Source organism: Streptomyces populi (assembly GCF_002911015.1).
Taxonomy (GTDB): Bacteria; Actinomycetota; Actinomycetes; order Streptomycetales; family Streptomycetaceae; genus Streptomyces; species Streptomyces populi.
In genome coordinates this window covers 36,386-56,312 of the sequence record NZ_KZ626845.1, presented here as the reverse complement: position 1 = coordinate 56,312, position 19,927 = coordinate 36,386, and the positions used below count along the sequence as shown (strand labels likewise).

The 19,927-nt window shown below is 68.7% G+C and carries 11 protein-coding genes; 10 read left to right on the top strand and 1 reads right to left on the bottom strand.

Annotated elements, in window-relative coordinates; genetic code table 11:
* Positions 1 to 245 precede the first annotated feature (245 nt).
* Positions 246 to 1,352 carry a lytic polysaccharide monooxygenase auxiliary activity family 9 protein gene (locus tag CW362_RS05060; RefSeq protein WP_103548130.1) on the top strand — a complete coding sequence of 369 codons (1,107 nt, stop codon included), beginning with the start codon at positions 246 to 248 and terminating at the stop codon, positions 1,350 to 1,352.
* A gap of 447 nt (positions 1,353 to 1,799) precedes the next feature.
* Complete coding sequence (locus CW362_RS05055) at positions 1,800 to 5,078, top strand: GH92 family glycosyl hydrolase (RefSeq protein WP_103548129.1); 3,279 nt, start codon at positions 1,800 to 1,802, stop codon at positions 5,076 to 5,078.
* Positions 5,079 to 5,181: 103 nt separating this feature from the next.
* Here CW362_RS05055 and CW362_RS05050 read toward each other — a convergent pair whose 3' ends face one another.
* The gene (locus tag CW362_RS05050; RefSeq protein WP_206300863.1) at positions 5,182 to 9,006 is read right to left on the bottom strand and encodes a GH92 family glycosyl hydrolase; all 3,825 of its coding nucleotides are present in this window, start codon (positions 9,004 to 9,006) and stop codon (positions 5,182 to 5,184) included.
* 487 nt (positions 9,007 to 9,493) lie between these two features.
* Between CW362_RS05050 and ngcE the strand changes: the two genes are divergently transcribed.
* The 8 genes from ngcE to dxs all read left to right on the top strand — a co-directional run bounded on the left by ngcE (position 9,494) and on the right by dxs (position 19,920).
* The gene (gene ngcE / locus CW362_RS05045; protein WP_103548128.1) at positions 9,494 to 10,942 is read left to right on the top strand and encodes an N-acetylglucosamine/diacetylchitobiose ABC transporter substrate-binding protein; all 1,449 of its coding nucleotides are present in this window, start codon (positions 9,494 to 9,496) and stop codon (positions 10,940 to 10,942) included.
* A gap of 34 nt (positions 10,943 to 10,976) precedes the next feature.
* Positions 10,977 to 11,909 (top strand): carbohydrate ABC transporter permease, encoded by a 933-nt coding sequence (locus CW362_RS05040; RefSeq protein WP_103548127.1) that lies wholly within the window; start codon positions 10,977 to 10,979, stop codon positions 11,907 to 11,909.
* Positions 11,910 to 11,924: 15 nt separating this feature from the next.
* Positions 11,925 to 12,863, top strand: coding sequence for a carbohydrate ABC transporter permease (locus CW362_RS05035; protein WP_103548126.1), 939 nt, complete (start codon positions 11,925 to 11,927; stop codon positions 12,861 to 12,863).
* A 242-nt stretch (positions 12,864 to 13,105) separates the two neighbouring features.
* Positions 13,106 to 14,305 carry an ROK family transcriptional regulator gene (locus tag CW362_RS05030; protein ID WP_103548125.1) on the top strand — a complete coding sequence of 400 codons (1,200 nt, stop codon included), beginning with the start codon at positions 13,106 to 13,108 and terminating at the stop codon, positions 14,303 to 14,305.
* 132 nt (positions 14,306 to 14,437) lie between these two features.
* Positions 14,438 to 15,535, top strand: a complete 1,098-nt coding sequence (locus tag CW362_RS05025) for a substrate-binding domain-containing protein (RefSeq protein WP_103548224.1) — start codon at positions 14,438 to 14,440, stop codon at positions 15,533 to 15,535.
* Between the two features lie 182 nt (positions 15,536 to 15,717).
* Positions 15,718 to 16,506, top strand: a complete 789-nt coding sequence (locus CW362_RS05020) for an ATP-binding cassette domain-containing protein (RefSeq protein ID WP_162683961.1) — start codon at positions 15,718 to 15,720, stop codon at positions 16,504 to 16,506.
* Positions 16,503 to 17,792: a sugar ABC transporter permease gene (locus CW362_RS05015; protein WP_103548123.1), complete on the top strand. Its 1,290-nt coding sequence runs from the start codon at positions 16,503 to 16,505 to the stop codon at positions 17,790 to 17,792. Before CW362_RS05020 ends, CW362_RS05015 begins: the two co-directional genes overlap by 4 nt.
* 196 nt (positions 17,793 to 17,988) lie before the next feature.
* Complete coding sequence (dxs, locus tag CW362_RS05010) at positions 17,989 to 19,920, top strand: 1-deoxy-D-xylulose-5-phosphate synthase (protein WP_103548122.1); 1,932 nt, start codon at positions 17,989 to 17,991, stop codon at positions 19,918 to 19,920.
* Positions 19,921 to 19,927: the final 7 nt, after the last annotated feature.

The following is a 19,927-nucleotide window of genomic DNA, read 5'->3' as shown; positions in this document are numbered from 1 at the left end:
GTTGTAGGACCGCTCCGTACGGAGCACGAGGGCCGCACTCCCGTCCGACGGGGGTGCGGCCCTCGGCCGTCCGGTGGACCGGGCCGGGACCCCGACGGACGCGTGCGATGCGCCAGGCGTTTACAGGGGTTCCCGGGCGCGCTACTTTCCGAGTGAGGTGGGAGCGCTCCCATGGGTGAACCGGAACTCGCGCGGGGAGTCGCTCCCGCCTCGCCCGATCCCGTACACCCCACGAAGGGATTGTCATGTACTTAACAGACTCTCCATGTGTGACGGCGGGGACGCGGCCGTCACGCGCCCGATTACGGATCCTCCGTCGTCGCCCGTCCCCCTTCCTCGTGCTCCTGGCCCTGCTGGTCGTGCTCCCGGCCCTCGCCCTGATCGTCATGACCGGCGGCCGGGCGGAGGCGCACGGCACCCCCATGAAGCCGGGCAGCCGTACGTTCCTGTGCTGGCAGGACGGGCTGACCGACACCGGTGAGATCAAACCGGTGAACCCGGCCTGCAAGGCGGCCCAACAGGTCGGCGGGACCACGCCGTTCTACAACTGGTTCTCGGTGCTGCGCTCGGACGGCGCCGGACGCACCCGCGGCTTCGTCCCCGACGGCTCGCTGTGCAGCGGCGGCAACCCCAACTTCTCGGGGTTCGATCTGCCGCGCTCCGACTGGCCGTTGACCCACCTCACCGCGGGCGCGACCGTCGACTTCGCGTACAACGCCTGGGCGGCGCACCCCGGTTGGTTCTACGTCTACATCACCAAGGACGGCTTCGACCCGACCAGGACCCTCACCTGGGACGCCATGGAGGACCAGCCGTTCCTCACCGTCGACCATCCGCCGCTCAACGGCACCCCGGGCACGGTCGAGGCCAACTACTCCTGGAGCGGCAAGCTGCCGGCGGGCAAGACCGGCCGCCACATCGTCTACATGGTCTGGCAGCGCTCGGACAGCGCGGAGACCTTCTACTCCTGCTCCGACGTCGTCTTCGACGGAGGGAACGGCGAGGTCACCGGCATCCACGATCCGGGCAACCCGACCGAGCCCCCGCCCGGCGCGTGCACGGCGACCCGGCGCACCACCAACAGCTGGCCGGGCGGCTACCAGTCCGAGGTGACCGTCACCAACACCGGTACGGTCCCGATGCTCGGCTGGATGGTCGACTGGGCGCTGCCGGGCGGTCAGTCGGTCGCCAGCCTGTGGAGCGGCAACGCGACCTACAGCGGTCAGGACGTGATGGTGCACAACGCCGACTGGAACGGCTCGCTGAGTCCGGGCGGCAGCACCACGTTCGGGTACGTCGTCCAGGGCTCGGGCGGCGATCCGTCGACGGACCTGCCCTGCCGGGTCGGCTGAACGGGCGGCGCTCGGGGCGGACCGGGCGGGTGGGTTCGGACCCGTCCGCCCGGTCCGCGAGCCCGGACGCGGCGGGGGAGGCCCTGCCCGGGATGGTGCGGCTTGTGGCGACCGCGGTGCGCGACAACGTTGTCGATCGGTCTGCGCACGACTCTACCGCCTCAACGGACAACGATGTCAAGAACGTTGACGGCTCATCTCGGCCCGTTCGTGCTTGTGGGAGGCCGGGGGCGGAGGCCAGGGCATCCGTGCGGCCCGCGGGCCCCGGCCCCGGCGGGCCGGAAGGGGGACCGCCCGGCACGCCTCCCGTGACGCCATCGGAGTGTCCGCGAGGCGCGCCCCCGGCGGCGCAGGCGGTCTTCCGTGGTACCCGTGACGCACGTTACTGTCCCTGCGGCTTGTGCGACCCCTGGTGCGCGACCCGTCCGAAGGAGGAGGGGCCGCGTCATGCGTTTCCGTCCGTCATCGTTACTGCTGGCCGTCGCCCTGACGGTCGCCGGCGCCGCCCCGGCGCTCGCCGCACCTCCGTCGGGGCCACCGGAACTCGTCAAGGACCCCACCGCGTACGTCGACCCGCTCATCGGCACCAGGAACGGAGGCAACGTCTTCCCGGGCGCCGTCACCCCCTTCGGCATGCTCTCCTGGAGCCCGGAGAACACCCGCGGCGACGCCACCCGCACGGCCGCGCCCGGCGGCTACCAGTACGACGCCACGCGCATCCGGGGCTTCAGCCTCACCCACATGTCCGGAACGGGATGCGCGGGCGGCAGCGGAGACATCCCGTTCTTCCCGTACGCCGGCGAGGTCACCTCGTCCCCGGCGACCGACACCAAGGACGCCGTCTACGCCTCCGGGTTCGCGCACGCCGACGAGGTGGCCGAGCCCGGCCACTACGAGGTGGGGCTCGCCTCCGGTGTGACCGCCGACCTCACGGCGACCGCGCGCACCGGCTCGGGCCGCTTCACCTTCCCCGCCGACAAGCCCGCCTCGATGCTGATCCGCACCGCCAACTCCGAGGTGGGGTCGACGGACTCGGCCGTGCGGATCGACCCGGCGACCAGGACCGTCTCGGGCTCCGTCACCTCCGGCAACTTCTGCGGCTACCTCGACCCCGAGGGCAGGCGCTCCTACTACACCCTGTACTTCACCGCGCGCTTCGACCGCGCCTTCAAGACCACCGGCACCTGGCAGGACGACCGGCTGAACCCGGGGAGCACCGAGGCGAGCGGCGGCACCGGAGGGTTCGAGCAGGGCGGCCGTCCCCTCGCGGGCAGGGGGGCGGGCGGCTACGTGGAGTTCGAGCCCGGCACCGACCCGGTGAACGTCAAGGTCGGCATCTCCTACGTCAGCCAGGAGGGCGCCGCCGCCAACCTGGACGAGGAGAACCCGCCGTCCCGCTCCTTCGCCTCCGTGCAACGCGCCGCCCACCGTGCCTGGCGCGAGCGGCTCGGCGCGATCGGCGTGGGCGGCGGCACCGACGGCGACCGCACGACCTTCTACACCGCGCTCTACCACGCCCTGCTGCACCCGAACGTCATCAGCGACGCCGACCGCAGATACCGGGGCCCCGACGACAAGGTGCACACCGTCGGCCGGGGCCACGAGGCGCAGTACGGCACCTTCTCCGGCTGGGACGTCTACCGCTCCCAGGTCCAGCTGCTGACCCTGCTCGACCCGGACACCGGCTCCGACATCGCGCAGTCGCTCCTCGAACTCGCCCGGCAGAACGGGGGAATCTGGGACCGCTGGCTGCACGGCGCGAGCGGCACGCACGTCATGAACGGCGATCCGTCGGCCCCCGCGCTCGCGGGCATCCGCGCGTTCGGCGGCACCGACTTCGACCTGCGCGGCGCGCTCGCCTCCCTGGTGAAGGCGGCGACCGTGCCGACCGAGAAGGACCTGTCACCGGCGGGCAAACCGGTGCTCTCGGTGGGCCAGCGCCCCTCGCTCGACAAGTACCTCGAACACCACTACATGCCGTCCGTGTCCAACGCCTGGGGCGGCGCCGCCGAGACCCTGGAGATGTCCGGCGCGGACTTCGCGATCTCCCAACTGGCCAGGGCCGCGGGGGAGAAGAAGACCGCCGCCGACTTCGCCGGGCGCTCCCAGTGGTGGCAGAACAACTTCAACGTCGCGGCCGATCCCGGCGGCGGCTACATCGCCAACCGCAAGGCCGACGGGAGCTGGGTCACCGGCTTCACCCCGGCGACCGGCAACGGCTTCGTCGAGGGCACGGCGGCCCAGTACACCTGGATGGTGCAGCACGACCCGGCGGGCCTCTTCGCCGCCATGGGCGGACGCGACAAGGCCCTCGACCGTCTCGACACGTTCTTCCACAACGCGGACGGGAGCTGGGCCTTCACCGGCAGCGGCGGGGACAAGTCCGAGATGGACAACGAGCCGTCGGTCAACGTGCCGTACCTGTACGCCTACGCGGGAGCGCCGTACAGGACGCAGGAGACCGTCCGGGCGGCCATGACCCGGCTGTGGTCGACGCGGCCCGAGGGCATCCCCGGCAACGACGACCTCGGCGAGATGTCGTCCTGGTACGTCTTCTCCGCGCTCGGCATGTATCCCCAGGTGCCCTCCCGCGCCGAACTCGTCCTGGCCTCACCGCTGTTCCCGAGGATCGAGATCGAGCGTCCGGGCGGCGCCGACATCGAGATCCGGGCCCGGGGCGCGGCCGCGGACAGTCCCTACGTCCGGTCGCTGCGGGTGGACGGCCGCACCAGCGGCAGGCCCTGGCTCCCGGCCTCCTTCGTCCGTGACGGCGGCACCCTCGACTACACGCTGTCCGCGACCCCCGACAAGAGCTGGGGCGCCGCGGAGTCCGCCGCGCCGCCCTCCTTCCGCACGGGCGAGCAGCCGTACCAGATCGGTGTGGGCCCGACCGCGGCGACGCTCGCGCCCGGCGGCAGCACCGCGCTCGACATCCGCGCCCTCGCCCTCGGCGGGGGAGCCGGGCCCGAGGTCCGCTTCCACGTGGACGTGCCCGCGGGAGTGAAGGCGGCCCCCGCCGAGGGCACGGTGAGCGACGGCGCCCAGCGGATCTCCCTCACCGCCGCCGCCGACGCGGAGCAGGGGTTCTACGACGCCAAGGTCACCGTGACCTCCGGCGACACGTCGTACACGCAGCCGGTGGCGCTCACCGTCGCGGCCCCGGGATCCCTCCTCGCGGCCTACGACAACATCGGCGTCTCGGACGACACCGGCGACCACTCCGAGGCCGACTACGACGGCGGCGGCTGGAGCTACTCCCGCCAGGCCCTCGCCGACGCGGGCCTGACCCCCGGCAGCCGGGGGACGGTGGACGGCCTCTCCTACACCTGGCCGAAGTCCCCGGCGGGCCGCCCCGACAACGCCTCCGGCAGCTCGCAGACCATCGAACTGAGCGAGCCGGCGGGCCGGTTGTCCTTCATCGGCAGCGCCGTGAACGGCAACCAGAAGACCACGGCGACCGTCACCTACACCGACGGCGGCACCGACTCCGTCGACCTGTCCTTCACCGACTGGACCGTCGGCGGCGGGGGCGGCACCGTCCAGTACGGCAACGAGACGGTCGCGAGGACCGCCTACCGCAACGTCGCCGGCGCCGACAAGGACCCGGTGGCCACCTACGTCTTCGCCACCAAGCCGTTCACGGCGCCGGAGGGGAGGACGATCAGGAGCGTCAGGCTCCCGGACGACGCGGACCTGCACGTGTTCACCCTCGCGGTCGGCGGGTGACCTGACGGGCCGGTGAGCCGGCCCGCGCGCGAACACCCGTACACGGACGCGGGGCGGGCCCGGAGTCTCCTCCGGGCCCGCCCCCTTTTCCGTCGGGCGCGGCTCAGGCCAGCAGTTCCACCTCCGCGAGGGTCGACTCGCCGTCGAGGACGAGACGGTAGTGGGCGTACGAGCCGGGGTCCGCGACCGTGAACGCCCGGGTCTGCCGGTCCCAGGGGAAGGACTCACCGGAGCGCTTGTCGAGGTCCGTCCAGGTCGTGCCGTCCGGGGAACCCTGGAGCGTCCACCCGGTCGGGGCCTTGGCGTGGTCCGAGGAGGTCAGCGTGTACTGGACCCCCTTGGTGCCGGCGCCGGCCGGCAGGTCCACCGAGGTGACGGTGGCGTCCGTCGCCGAGGTGTCGTCGAAGAGGGCGCCGTCCCCCTTGAGCGTGTCCGCGCGCGGCGAGGGCACCTTGTCGTCCTCGGTGACCGACACCGGTGCCGCGTCCTTGCCGGTGCCCCACTTGGACGGCTCGGCGCCCATGTCGAACTCCAGCACCCCGCCACGGGTGATCAGCGAGTGGGGGAGCGAGGTCGAGTTCCAGCGCTTGCCGTTGAACCGGACGCCCTGCACGTACACGTTCCTCGTGCTGTTGCGCGGTGCCTTGACGACCAGGTCCCTGCCGTTCTCCAGATGGACCGTGACCTTCGTGAACAGCGGGGAGCCGATGGCGTACTCGCCACTGCCCATCACCAGCGGGTAGAAGCCGAGCGAGGAGAAGAGGAACCAGGCCGACTGCTCGCCGTTGTCCTCGTCGCCGTGGTAGCCCTGTCCGATCTCGCTGCCGGTGTAGAGGCGGGAGAGGACCTCGCGGACGTTCTTCTGGGCCTTCCAGGGCTGCCCGGCCGCGTCGTACATGTAGTTGACGTGGTGGGCCACCTGGTTGGAGTGCCCGTACTGGCCCATCCGCACGTCCCGGGCCTCGGTCATCTCGTGGATGACACCGCCGTAGGAGCCGACGGTGTCGGGCGAGGCCGTCTCGGGGGTGGAGAAGTACGTGTCGAGCTTCTCCGCGAGCGCGGCCCGGCCGCCGTACAGGTTGGCGAGACCGCGCGAGTCCTGCGGCGCGGTGAACGCGTACCCCCAGCCGTTGGTCTCCGTGTAGTCGTAACCCCACACGCGCGGGTCGTACTTGGCGGAGTCGACCCGCCAGTCGCCCTTGGCGTTACGGCCCTGGAAGAAACCGGCCTTGGAGTCGAAGAGGTTCACGTAGTCCCGGGAGCGGTTGAGGAAGTAGTCCGACTCCTCCTTGTAGCGCTTCTCCCCGGTCTTCTCGTAGAGCGCCTTGCCCATCCGGGCGATGCCGTAGTCGTTGACGTAGCCCTCCATGGCCCAGGACAGGCCCTCGCCCGTGGAGGTGCTCGTGTAGCCGAGGAAGGGGGAGGTGGCCATGCCCTTGCGGCCCACGCCGGAGGTCGGCGGGACGACGGTGGCGTTCTTCAGGGCCGCGTCGTACGCCGCCTTCGCGTCGAAGCCGACGCCCTTGACGTACGCGTCCGCGAACGCCACGTCCGAGGAGGTGCCGGTCATCAGGTCCGCGTAGCCGGGCGAGGACCAGCGCGAGGTCCAGCCGCCGTCCTTGTACTGCTGCACGAATCCGTCGACCATCTCGCCCGCCTGACCTGGTGTCAGGAACGAGTACGCGGGCCAGGTCGTGCGGTAGGTGTCCCAGAAGCCGTTGTTGACGTACACCTTGCCGTCGACGATCTTCGCCCCGGTGTGGGTCGGGGTGTCCGGACCCGGCATCGGGGAGAACGGCGAGGCGTACTGGTACTTCGAACCGACCTTCTCGAAGCCGGAGTTCGGGTAGAGGTAGAGCCGGTACATGCTGGAGTACAGCGTGGTGAGCTGGTCCGGCGTGGCACCCTGCACCTCGATCCGGCCGAACAGTCGGTCCCACTGCCTGCGCGCGTCCTTCTTGACGGCGTCGAACGAGGTGCCGTCCGGGATCTCCTGGCGCAGGTTGTCCTTGGCCTGGTCGAGGCTGATGAGCGAGGTGGCCAGGCGCAGGGTGACGGTGTGGTCGGAGCCGGCCTTGAACCTCAGGTAGCCCTTGACGCCGCTGGAGGAGCCCTCGGTCACGGGCGCGTCGAAGACGCCGTAGACGAAGAGCCGGGTGGCACCGGTCGACAGGCCGGACTTCACGTCCGAGTAGCCGGTGATCACGCCCGCCGAGGTGTCCAGCGTCAGGCCCGCCTGCTCGGTGACGTTGTCGAGGACCACGCTCGCGTCGTCGCCGGGATAGGTGAAGCGCAGGGCGGCGGCGTGATCGGTCGGGGCCATCTCCGCCTTGAGACCGTTCTCGAACGTCACGCCGTAGTAGTACGGCCGCGCGGTCTCGTTCTCGTGCCGGAAGGCCAGTTCACGGGCTTCCCGGCCGGTGTCCGGGGTGCCGGAGGCGGCCGACGGCATCACCTGGAAGGTCTGCCGGTCGCCCATCCAGGGGCTCGGCTCGTGGCTCGCGCTGAACGCCTGGATGGTGGGCAGGTTGTCCGCGTTGTTGGCGCGGGCGTAGTCGTACAGCCAGCTCAGCGAGCCCGCGTTGGTCACCGGCGTCCAGAAGTTGAAGCCGTGCGGCACGGCCGTCGCCGGGAAGTTGTTGCCGCGCGAGAATCCGCCGCTGGAGTTGGTGCCGCGGGTCGTGAGCGCGTAGTCGGCCAGGTGCGCCGGGGGCTTCTGCGGAGCGGCCGTGCGCAGCGCGACGTCGTCGAGCCAGCCGCGGAACTTCGCGGGGCCCTTCGGCGAGTCGTACGCGAGGAGGATCCGGTCGACGGTCTTCCCGGCCGCGACGGAACCGATCCGCGAGGAGACGTTGTTCCACTGGTTGACGTACAGCACCTTGGCCGCGCCCTGCCCCTGCGGCGTCAGCGTGAATCCGTGCTGGTCCACGGCGTTCAGGCCGCTGAGCGAGGTGCCGTCGGTGAAGACCAGGTCCACGGCCACGTTCGTGGCGTCGTAGTCCCGGTCGCCGTCCGCCATCGAGGGGAAGATCCGGTACGACAGTTCGGTGCCGCGCCCGACGGCGACGTTCACGTCGAACACCTTGTTGTACGAGTACGCCCGGCCCTCGCCCTTGTGGGTGCCCGCGTAGCGCAGGGCCCGTTTGCCCGTGAAGCCCGCGCCCGCCTTCGCGGTCGGCGAGCCGCTCGGCCCCCGGTCCACGAGCGAGAGCATGTCCTTGGGCGTCGGGTCGTCGTCCCGTCCCGTCGAGAACTGGACGTCGGCGATCTGGAGGATGTCGCCGCCGTCGTTCTTCGTCACGTCGAGCCGGAAGTGCTGGTACTCGACGGGGCTCTGGATGTCGTACGTCTTCGTCTGGAACCGCTCGCCGAAGGACTCCCCGGAGCGGGTGTCGAGGGTCTTCCAGTCCTTGCCGTCGGTGGAGCCCTGGAGCGTCCAGTCCTTCGGGTCGCGTTCGTCGTGGTCGTTTGCGGACGTGAGCGCGTACGTGACCGCCTTGACCGGTGCGTCCAGGTCGAACTCCGCCCAGCCGGTGGGCTCGAAGGTCAGCCACTTGGTGCTCGACTCACCGTCGACGAGGTTCTCCTTGACCTCGCCCGCGCCGGTGTTCTCGCCGCTGGCCCGCACGTCGGTGACGTGGTCGGTCACGTTGCCGGGGATGCCGGTGCTGTAGCCGCCGTCGACGCCGGAGGACCGCTTCGTCCCGTCGGCGGCGGTGTCCACCGTGTTGAGCCAGTCCGGGGCCGGATCACCCGCTTCGAACGAGGAGCTGAACTCCCGGTCGGGCTTGGCGGTTTGGACGGGCAGGGCGACCGCGACGCCCTGGGAGGCCGCTAACAGGGAGAGGGCCGCCACTCCCAGTGCACCCGGGGAACGCCATCCCCTCCGTCGCGTGGAACCCTGTCTGTACCGAGCTCTGTGCTGCATGCGCGAGCACCCTCCCTGCACGTGGACAACGTTGTCAATTTCGATGCGCAAGGACCATTTGGGCGTCAAGTTGACAGGGATGTCAAGGGTGTTGGGTGTGGCATCCGGGGTGAATACCGTGTGACGAAACGTGCATTGCGTTCATTGCGGGAGGCCGGCGTCCTGTGGATCTTCGCCGGGGTGGTCCTGGGGTGCCCCATATTTCCGTGAGGTCTCAACTCGGAAAAGACCGGCGGCCAAACCTGCATTCGATCTTGCTCCGCTGGCGGGAAGTGGACTATACCTGTCGCGTCCGGCCGGTCGAGCGACCGGCTCTGGACAGGCAGGACCCAGAGGGTAATTCCGCGGGACGTCGGAGCGTGGTCCATACACGTAATACCGGTCCGTCCCGTTGAATCCCCCACGCACGACCCCAGCTTGAACTGACCGCGGTGCCGGGGAGGATCCGGTTCACCGCCTGAGTCCTGGAGAAGGCGAGGACTTGAGCATGGGATCCACTTCCGCCGAGAACAGCAGCCCCGAGGGTGTCGGCCGCCGCGACCTCATCAAGAGGTCGGCCGCACTTGGCTTGATCACTGTCCCCACGATGAGCTTCCTGTCCGCGTGTGCGAGCGGGGGCGGTGACGACAAGTCGGACGACAAGGGCACCGGCAAGACCAGCAAGGACAACCCCTTCGGAGTGAAGAAGGGCGGCGGCAAGCTCGACGTCGTCGTCTTCAAGGGCGGCTACGGCGACGACTACGCCAAGGCGTGGGAAGCGGCGTTCGACAAGAAGTGGGGCACCAAGAGCGCCCACACCGGTACCCAGGAGATCACCGGCAAGCTCCAGCCGCGCTTCAACGGCGGCAACCCGCCGGACATCGTCGACGACTCGGGCGCCCAGCAGATCAAGCTGGACGTGCTCTACAAGAACGGTCAGCTCCTCGACCTGGCCGCGGTCCTCGACGCCCCGTCCATCGACGACCCGTCGAAGAAGGTCCGCGACACGCTGATCCCGGGCACCCTCGACCCGGGCCTCCAGGGCGGCAAGGTCGTGGCCCTCAACTACATCTACACGGTGTGGGGGTTGTGGTACTCCGGCAAGCTCTTCAAGGAGAAGGGCTGGGAGGTGCCCAAGACCTGGGACGACTTCCTCGCCATCTGCAAGGACGCCAAGTCGCAGGGCATCGGCGGTCTCGCGCACCAGGGCAAGTACCCGTACTACATCAACGTCGCCATCATGGACCTGATCGCCAAGCAGGGCGGCCTGGACGCCATGAAGGCGATCGACAACCTCGACCCCAAGGCGTTCGTCGGCTCCGACGCCGCCAAGGCGGCCATCGAGGCCGTCTACGAGGTCGTGGAGAAGGGCTACTTGCTGGCCGGCACCAACGGCCTGACCCACACCGAGTCGCAGACCCGGTGGAACCAGTACAAGGCCGCGTTCATCACCTGTGGCTCCTGGCTGGAGAACGAGCAGCTCAAGCAGACCCCGCCGGACTTCGACATGAAGTTCATGCCGATGCCGAGCCTGCCGGGCGACAAGCTGCCGTTCGAGGCGATCCGGGCCGGCTCGGGCGAGCCGTTCATCATCCCCGCGAAGGCCGCGAACCTGCCCGAGGCACAGGAGTTCATGCGCTCCATGCTCTCCAAGGAGTGGTCGACGCTCTTCGCCCAGAAGGCCAACTCGCTCACCATCCTCAAGGACGGCGTGTCCGACGGCGTGCAGCTGCGTCCCGGTACGCAGTCCACGGTCGAGGCGTCCAAGGCCGCGGGCGAGAACTCCTTCAACTACCTGTACCCCAACTGGTACAGCGAGATGGACGTGGCGATCCAGAACGCGTCCAACGAGCTGATGGCCAAGCGCATCCAGCCCAAGGAATGGCTGAAGCGGGCCCAGGCGGCGGTCGACAAGGCGGCCAAGGACCCGGCTTCCAAGAAGAACCACCGCGACTGATCACTCAAACCCGGAACACCAGGGGCAGGATGCCATGCGAAAAGGGCAGTACCGGTTCGTCGCGGGGTTTCTCCTCGCACCTTTGGCGCTGTATCTGATCTTCGTGATCTGGCCTTATGTACAGACCATCGGTTACTCCTTCACCGACTGGCAGGGCCAGTCGCAGACGTTCGGATTCGTCGGCCTGGACAATTACAAGGCGTTGTTCCAGGACGACGTATTCCTCCAGGCGATCTGGCACAACATCCTGTTCCTGGTGTTCATCCCGGTGATCACCATCCTGCTCGCCCTCTTCTTCGCCTTCATGGTGAACGCGGGCGGGCGGGGCGGCGCCGGCGGCGTCCAGGGCGTCGCCGGCTCGCGCTTCTACAAGATCGTGTACTTCTTCCCGCAGGTGCTGTCGCTCGCGATCCTCGCGGTGCTCTTCGGAGCCGTCTACCGCAGTGACGGCGGCGGTCTGCTCAACGGCCTGCTGATCAAGCTCCACCTGGTCGACGGCAACAGCCCCGTCGAGTGGATGAACGAGCCGAACCTGGTGCTCTGGTGCCTGATGGCGGTCGTCGTCTGGCACGGCGTCGGCTTCTACCTGGTGCTGTTCTCCGCCGCCATGCAGTCCATCCCGAGGGACATCTACGAGGCCGCGCTGCTGGACGGCGCGAGCCGCTCCCACACCTTCTTCCGGGTCACCCTGCCCCTGCTGTGGGACACGGTGCAGACCGCCTGGGTCTATCTGGGCATCATCGCGATGGACATGTTCGTCCTCGTCTCGACCATGACCCAGGGCACCGGCTACGGCGGCGGGCCCGACCACCACAGCGAGGTCATGGCGAACGTCATGATGCGCAACTTCCTCTACTTCGGAAAGAGCGGCTACGCCTGTGCCATGGGCGTCGTCATGCTCCTCCTCACCCTCGTCCTGTCCGTGGTCACGCTGCGCGCCACCCGCCGCGAGCGCATCGAGTTCTGAGCGGGAGACACGACTATGAGCGCACCCATGACGGAGCCGGCGAAGGTCGACGGCGCCGCAGTACCCCCGCAGCGAAGCGCCAGGAAGGCGCCGCCGCGGCCGGGCGACAAGCGCACCGAGGGCATGGCCCTCAACGTCTTCTCGCACGGCTTCCTCGCCCTCTGGGCGGTCCTCATCATCCTGCCGCTGCTCTGGCTGGTCCTGAGCTCCTTCAAGACCGACGCGCAGATCGGCGGGTCGGCCCTCAGCTGGCCCTCGAACTGGCAGCTCGACGTCTTCGGCCGGGCCTGGAACAAGGGCATCGGCGACTACTTCGTCAACACCCTGATCGTCCTGGTGTTCTCGGTCCCGCTGACGATGCTGCTCGGCGCGATGGCGGCGTACGTGCTGGCCCGCTACGAGTTCCCGGGCAACCGGATCATCTACTACTTCTTCGTCGGCGGGGCCATGTTCCCCGTCTTCCTGGCCCTGGTGCCGCTGTTCTTCATGGTCAAGCGCCTCGACATGCTGAACACCTACCAAGGCCTGGTCCTGGTGTACGTGGCCTACTCGCTGCCGTTCACGGTGTTCTTCATGCACGCGTTCTTCCGGACGCTGCCCACCGCGGTCTTCGAGGCGGCGGTGCTCGACGGGGCCTCGCACACCCGGGCGTTCTTCCAGGTCATGCTGCCCATGGCCAAGCCCGGACTGCTCAGCGTCGGCATCTTCAACGTCCTGGGCCAGTGGAACCAGTACATCCTGCCCTCGGTGCTGATGCAGCCGCAGACCAGCTCGGACCCGGAGCGCTACGTCCTGACCCAGGGTCTCATCCAGCTCCAGCAGCAGCAGGGGTACGCCACCGACCTGCCGGTCCTGTTCGCCGGCGTCACGATCTCCATGATCCCCATGCTGATCGTCTACCTGTCCTTCCAGCGCCAGGTCCAGGCAGGTCTCACTTCGGCGACTCTCAAGTAACGAATCGTCCCGTCCGTCACGTGCGCCACCTCCGTCCCGGGGGTGGCGCACGTGTGTCCGGGGCAGGTCACGATTCGAACATGACTGGGCGGCCCTGATTTCCGTCAAGGACTTGACTGCGGTAACCCGTTCAGCGGAGCTTGGAGTTCACAACTTGTAAGTGACCGGGGTCCCGTTGACGTGACCCAGATCACACGGGCGGCATCGGGGCCGCCCGGCTATGGGCAGGAGTGGATGAGTCGATGGAGACTCCGGGGTCGCAGTCGTCGCTGCACCGAGCCAATCTGGAGCGCGTCGTGCGAGCGGTGCGGCTTGCCGGTTCGCTCACGCAGGCGGAGATCGCGAGGACGACGGGCCTGTCGGCCGCGACCGTTTCCAATATCGTTCGTGAACTCAAGGACGGCGGGACGGTCGAGGTCACACCCACTTCGGCCGGCGGTCGCAGGGCGCGCAGCGTGTCCTTGAGCGGGGACGCCGGCATTGTCATCGGCGTCGACTTCGGGCATACCCATTTGCGCGTCGCTGTCGGGAATCTGGCCCATCAGGTGCTGGCCGAGGAGTCCGAGCCGCTGGATGTGGACGCCTCCGCGGCGCAGGGCTTCGATCGGGCCGAGGAGCTGGTCAGCCGCCTGATCGAGGCGACGGGCGTCGACCGTTCCAAGATCGCGGGCGTGGGGCTCGGCGTGCCGGGCCCCATCGACGTGGAATCGGGCACCCTGGGCTCCACCTCGATCCTGCCGGGCTGGACCGGCGCCAGGCCCGCCGAGGAGCTGCGGGGGCGGCTCGGCGTGCCGGTGCACGTGGACAACGACGCCAATCTGGGCGCACTCGGCGAGATGGTCTGGGGCAGCGGGCGCGGGGTCCGGGATCTCGCGTACATCAAGGTCGCCAGCGGTGTCGGGGCGGGCCTGGTCATAGAGGGCAAGATCTACCGCGGTCCGGGTGGCACGGCGGGAGAAATCGGGCATATTACACTTGATGAATCCGGCCCCGTCTGCCGTTGCGGTAACCGTGGGTGCCTGGAGACCTTCGCGGCGGCGCGCTACGTGCTGCCGCTCCTCCAGTCCAGTCATGGTACCGATCTGACCATGGAGGGTGTGGTCAGGCTGGCGCGGGACGGAGATCCGGGCTGCCGTCGGGTGATCGCCGACGTCGGCCGTCACATCGGCAGTGGAGTCGCGAATCTCTGCAATTTGCTGAACCCGAGCCGGGTGGTCCTCGGCGGCGATCTCGCCGAGGCCGGAGAGCTCGTTCTCGGGCCCATCAGGGAGTCTGTCGGCCGCTATGCGATCCCCAGCGCCGCACGTCAACTCTCGGTGTTGCCAGGGGCGCTCGGGGGCCGCGCGGAGGTGCTCGGGGCGCTCGCTCTCGCACTCAGCGAGATGGGCGATTCGACCCTTCTGGACGGTTCTCTGTCGGCCGCAACTCCTGCCTTCACTTAGAGAACGCATGGCACCGTTGCCATCTCGTTAAGTATTTACTTCTTGACGTCGCACGTGTGGCCGAGTTGACTCCAGTCCACCTCGGCCGCAACGACGCGGCCTCGTCAGGGAGGTTTGAGAATGAACACGCAGATGCGTCGTGCCGCCGTTGCCGTTGCCGCCGGTGCAATGGCTGTCTCGCTGGCCGCTTGTGGCAGCGCCAAGGAGTCCAAGGGCGGCGACAGCTCCGCCAGCTCCGAGAAGAAGGGCGACGCGATCAAGGTCGGTCTGCTCCTTCCGGAGAACCAGACGGCCCGCTACGAGAGCTTCGACAAGCCGCTGATCGAGAAGAAGGTCAAGGAGCTCACGAACGACAAGGGCGAGGTCGTCTACGCCAACGCCAAGCAGGACGCGAGCACGCAGAGCCAGCAGGTCGACACCATGATCACCAACAAGGTGGACGTGCTGATCGTCGACGCCGTGGACTCCGCCGCGATCAAGAACTCGGTCCAGAAGGCCAAGGACGCCGGCATCCCGGTCGTGGCCTACGACCGCCTCGCGCAGGGCCCCATCTCGGCCTACACCTCGTTCGACAACAAGACCGTCGGCAAGACGCAGGGTGAGGCGCTCCTCGGCGCGCTCGGCTCCAAGGCCAAGTCCGGCAAGATCGTCATGATGAACGGTTCGGTCACCGACCCGAACGCCGCTCAGTTCAAGGCCGGCGCCCACGAGGTGCTCGACGGCAAGGTGAACGTGGGCAAGGAGTACGACACCAAGGAGTGGAAGCCGGAGAACGCCAACGCCAACATGGAGGCGGCGATCTCGGCCCTCGGCAAGAAGAACATCATCGGTGTCTACTCCGCGAACGACGGCATGGCTGGCGGTATCATCACCGCGCTGAAGGCCGCCGGCATCAAGGTCCCGGTCACGGGCCAGGACGCCGAGCTCGCGGGTGTGCAGCGCATCCTCGCGGGTGAGCAGTTCATGAGCGTCTACAAGCCGTACGCCCCGGAGGCCGACGCGGCCGCCGAGCTGGCCGTCGCGCTCGCCCAGGGCAAGTCGCTCGACTCCGTCGCCAAGGACAAGGTCGACAGCCCGACCGACAAGCAGATCCCGTCCCTCCTGGTCCCGGTCACCTCGCTGACCAAGGAGAACATCAAGGACACCGTCGTCAAGGACGGTCTGTACAAGGTCGAGGACATCTGCACCCCGGCCTACGCCGCGGCCTGCAAGAAGGCCGGCCTGCAGTAACCGACCGCGAGTCGTCCACGCGTACGGGAATTCGCAGCCGCTGAATTCCCGTACGTGACTCGTATATCCAAAGCTCCTCCGGTGCCCCGCATCCAACAGCCCCGCAAGCTAAGCGGGGCACCGGAAGGAACCCCCACCGCATACTTCTGCACAACCTCCCGCCGGGTCAGGCGGCGAAGGAGATGGTTCACGTGTCCGCTACGCCTGTTCTGGCGTTGCGCGGGGTCTCCAAGCGATTCGGTGCCGTCCAGGTGCTCACCGACGTAGAGCTTGAAGTCCACGCAGGTGAAGTGGTCGCCCTGGTGGGCGACAACGGCGCCGGAAAGTCCACGCTGGTCAAGACGATCGCCGGCGTGCACCCCATCGATGAGGGCTCCATCGAGTGGGACGGCAAGGCTGTTCAGATCAACCGCCCGCACGACGCCCAGAACCTGGGCGTCGCGACGGTCTACCAGGACCTCGCGCTCTGCGACAACATCGACGTCGTGGGCAACCTCTACCTGGGACGCGAACTCAAGAAGCGCGGCGTCCTGGACGAGGTCGAGATGGAGCGCCGCTCCCGCGAGCTGCTGGACACTCTGTCCATCCGCATCCCCAGCGTCCGCATCCCGATCGCCTCGCTCTCCGGCGGTCAGCGCCAGACCGTGGCGATCGCCCGTTCGATGCTCGGTGAGCCCAAGCTCGTCATCCTCGACGAGCCCACCGCGGCCCTCGGCGTCGAGCAGACCGCCCAGGTCCTCGACCTGGTCGAGCGCCTGCGCGAGCGGGGCCACGCGGTCATCCTCATCAGCCACAACATGGCTGACGTGAAGGCCGTGGCCGACAAGGTCGCCGTCCTGCGCCTCGGGCGCAACAACGGCGTCTTCGAGGTCAAGTCGACCTCGCAGGAAGAGATCATTTCCGCCATCACGGGCGCCACGGAGAACGCCGTGACCCGTCGGGCGGCGCGCAGCGGGGAGGCTCAGAAGTGAGCATCGACAAGACTTCTGAGGCAGCCTCCCACGAGGTGGAGAACAAGGCGGCGGCCGCCAAGGCGGTCACCGCCGTCGACCCGCGTCTGCTCGTCCGCGAGCAGGGCCTCGCCGGTTACGTCGGCGAGTTCAAGCGCAAGATGAGGTCCGGCGACCTGGGTTCCATCCCGGTCGTCATCGGCCTGATCGTCATCTGGGCGATCTTCGCGAGCCTGAACTCGAACTTCCTCACCGCGGGCAACATCTCCGACATCTCCGTCGCCATGGTCGGCACGGGCATGATCGCGGTCGGCATCGTCTTCGTGCTGCTGCTCGGTGAGATCGACCTGTCGGTCGGTTCGCTCTCCGGTGTCGCCGGCGCCACGTTCGCGGTGCTCAGCGTCACCCACGGCATGAACGAGTGGCTCGCGTTCGTCCTGGCCATCCTCACCGGCACGGTCGCCGGTGCGATCCAGGGCTTCTTCTTCGCGCGCATCGGTGTGCCGGCCTTCGCCGTCACCCTGGCGGGTCTGCTGTTCTGGAACGGCCTCATGCTCCAGATCCTCGGCAGCAACGGCACCATCAACCTGGACAGCGAGGGCGTCGTCGCCAAGCTGACCAGCTACTACTTCACTGATGTCGCCGCCGCCTACGCACTCGCGACCGTCGTGACCGTCGGGTTCTTCCTCAGCTCCTACCTCGGCAACAAGCGCCGCGAGGCGGCCGGTGTGCCGTCCCGCCCGGTGGGCGAGACCATCGCCCGCACGGTGCTGCTGGGTGTTCTCTCCTTCGGCGTGGCGGTCATGTACAACCAGTACAAGGGCCTGCCGCTCGCCGTGGTGATCTTCCTCGCGGTCCTGCTGGTCACGGACTTCGTGCTGCGCCGCACCGCCTTCGGCCGGAAGATCTTCGCGCTCGGCGGCAGCGTCGAGGCCTCCCGCCGTGCCGGTATCAGCGTCGAGATGATCCGGATCTCGGTCTTCTCGATCTCCGGTACCTTCGCCGCCATCGGCGGTCTGTTCATCGCCTCGAAGATCGCCTCCGCCAACCAGGGCGCGGGCGGCGGTGACCTCCTGATGAACGCCATCGCGGCGGCCGTCATCGGTGGCACCAGCCTCTTCGGTGGCCGTGGCCGCACCTGGAACGCCCTGCTGGGTGTCCTGGTGATCGTCTCGATCCAGTACGGTCTGGCCCTGCAGGGCATCGCCTCGCCGGTCCAGTACATGATCACCGGTGGCGTTCTGCTCGCCACGGTCGTCATCGACGCCGTCACCCGCAAGACCCAGAAGTCCGCGGGTCGCGCGTAAGGGTTATCACCCACCCAGGCCTGTGCCCGGCACCAATGGCGGTGCCGGGCACAGTCACGTCCGGACGGGAACACATGTTCCCGTCCGGATGCGCCGTTCGCGTGGCGTGGATCGCCGGACCCGGCCCGCGCCCGAAATGGCGGAACATTAGACTCGACGAACCCGGCAACAGCTCGATCACTGCAAGGAGGCACGGGTGGCGCTGCTGACCCGCATCACGGGACCGCGCGATCTGGACCGGCTGACCCTGGAGCAGCTCGACCAGCTGGCCGGGGAGATCCGGACCTTCCTCGTCGACGCGGTCTCCAAGACCGGGGGCCATCTCGGCCCCAACCTCGGCGTCGTGGAGCTGACCATCGCCCTGCACCGCGTCTTCGAGTCACCGAAGGACAGGGTGCTGTGGGACACGGGCCACCAGTCCTACGTCCACAAGCTGCTCACCGGCCGGCAGGACTTCTCCCGGCTGAAGATGAAGGGCGGCCTCTCCGGCTACCCGGCGCAGGCCGAGTCCGAGCACGACGTCATCGAGAACTCGCACGCCTCCACCGTCCTCGGCTGGGCCGACGGACTGGCGAAGGCCAACGAGGTCCTCGGCCGGAACGACCACGTGGTCGCCGTCATCGGTGACGGCGCGCTCACCGGCGGCATGGCCTGGGAGGCGCTGAACAACATCGCCGACGCCAAGGACCGCCCGCTGGTCATCGTCGTCAACGACAACGAGCGTTCGTACGCGCCGACCATCGGCGGCCTCGCGAACCACCTGGCGACCCTGCGCACCACCGACGGCTACGAGCGCTTCCTGGCCCGTGGCAAGGACCTCCTGGAGCGCACCCCGGTCGTGGGCAAGCCGCTCTACGAGACCCTGCACGGCGCGAAGAAGGGCCTGAAGGACTTCATCGCCCCGCAGGGCATGTTCGAGGACCTCGGCCTGAAGTACGTCGGTCCGATCGACGGCCACGACATCGAGGCGCTGGAGTCGGCCCTGACCCGCGCCAAGCGCTTCGGCGGCCCGGTCATCGTGCACTGCCTCACCGAGAAGGGCCGCGGCTACCAGCCGGCCCTCCAGGACGAGGCGGACCGCTTCCACGCCGTCGGCAAGATCCACCCGGACACGGGCCTGCCGATCGCCTCCTCCGGCGCCGACTGGACCTCCGTCTTCGGCGACGAGATGGTGGCGCTCGGCAAGGAGCGCGAGGACATCGTCGCGATCACCGCCGCGATGCTCCAGCCGGTCGGCCTCGACCGGTTCGCCAAGGTGTTCCCCAAGCGGGTCTACGACGTCGGCATCGCCGAGCAGCACGCCGCCGTCTCCGCGGCGGGCCTCGCCACCGGTGGACTGCACCCCGTCTTCGCCGTCTACGCGACCTTCCTGAACCGGGCCTTCGACCAGGTCCTCATGGACGTGGCCCTGCACAAGTGCGGTGTCACCTTCGTGCTGGACCGCGCGGGCGTCACCGGCACCGACGGCGCCTCGCACAACGGCATGTGGGACATGTCCATCCTCCAGGTCGTCCCGGGCCTCAGGCTCGCCGCGCCGCGTGACGCCGACCAGGTCCGTGCCCAGCTGCGCGAGGCCGTCGAGGTGAAGGACGCGCCGACCGTGGTGCGCTTCTCCAAGGGCGCGGTCGGCCCGGCCGTCCCCGCCGTGGGCCGGATCGGCGGCATGGACGTCCTGCGGGAGCCCGGCACCGACACGCCCGACGTGCTGCTGGTCTCCGTCGGCGCGCTCGCCCCGATGTGCCTGGAGATCGCCTCCCTGCTGGACCGGCAGGGCATCTCCACCACCGTCGTCGACCCCCGCTGGGTCAAGCCGGTGGACGAGGCCATGGCGCCGCTCGCCGAGCAGCACCGCGTGGTCGTCACCGTCGAGGACAACTCCCGGGTCGGCGGTGTCGGCTCGGCCGTCGCACAGGCCCTGCGCGACGCGGGCGTCGACGTCCCGCTGCGTGACTTCGGCATCCCGCCGCGCTTCCTCGACCACGCCTCCCGCGCCGAGGTCATGGCCGAGATCGGGCTGACCGCGCCGGACATCGCCCGCCAGGTCACCGGCCTCGTCGCCAAGCTCGACGGGCGTTTCGAGGGCACCGACGCGCAGACCGTGGACGCGGTACAGCCCGCGCGCGACTGACGCATCC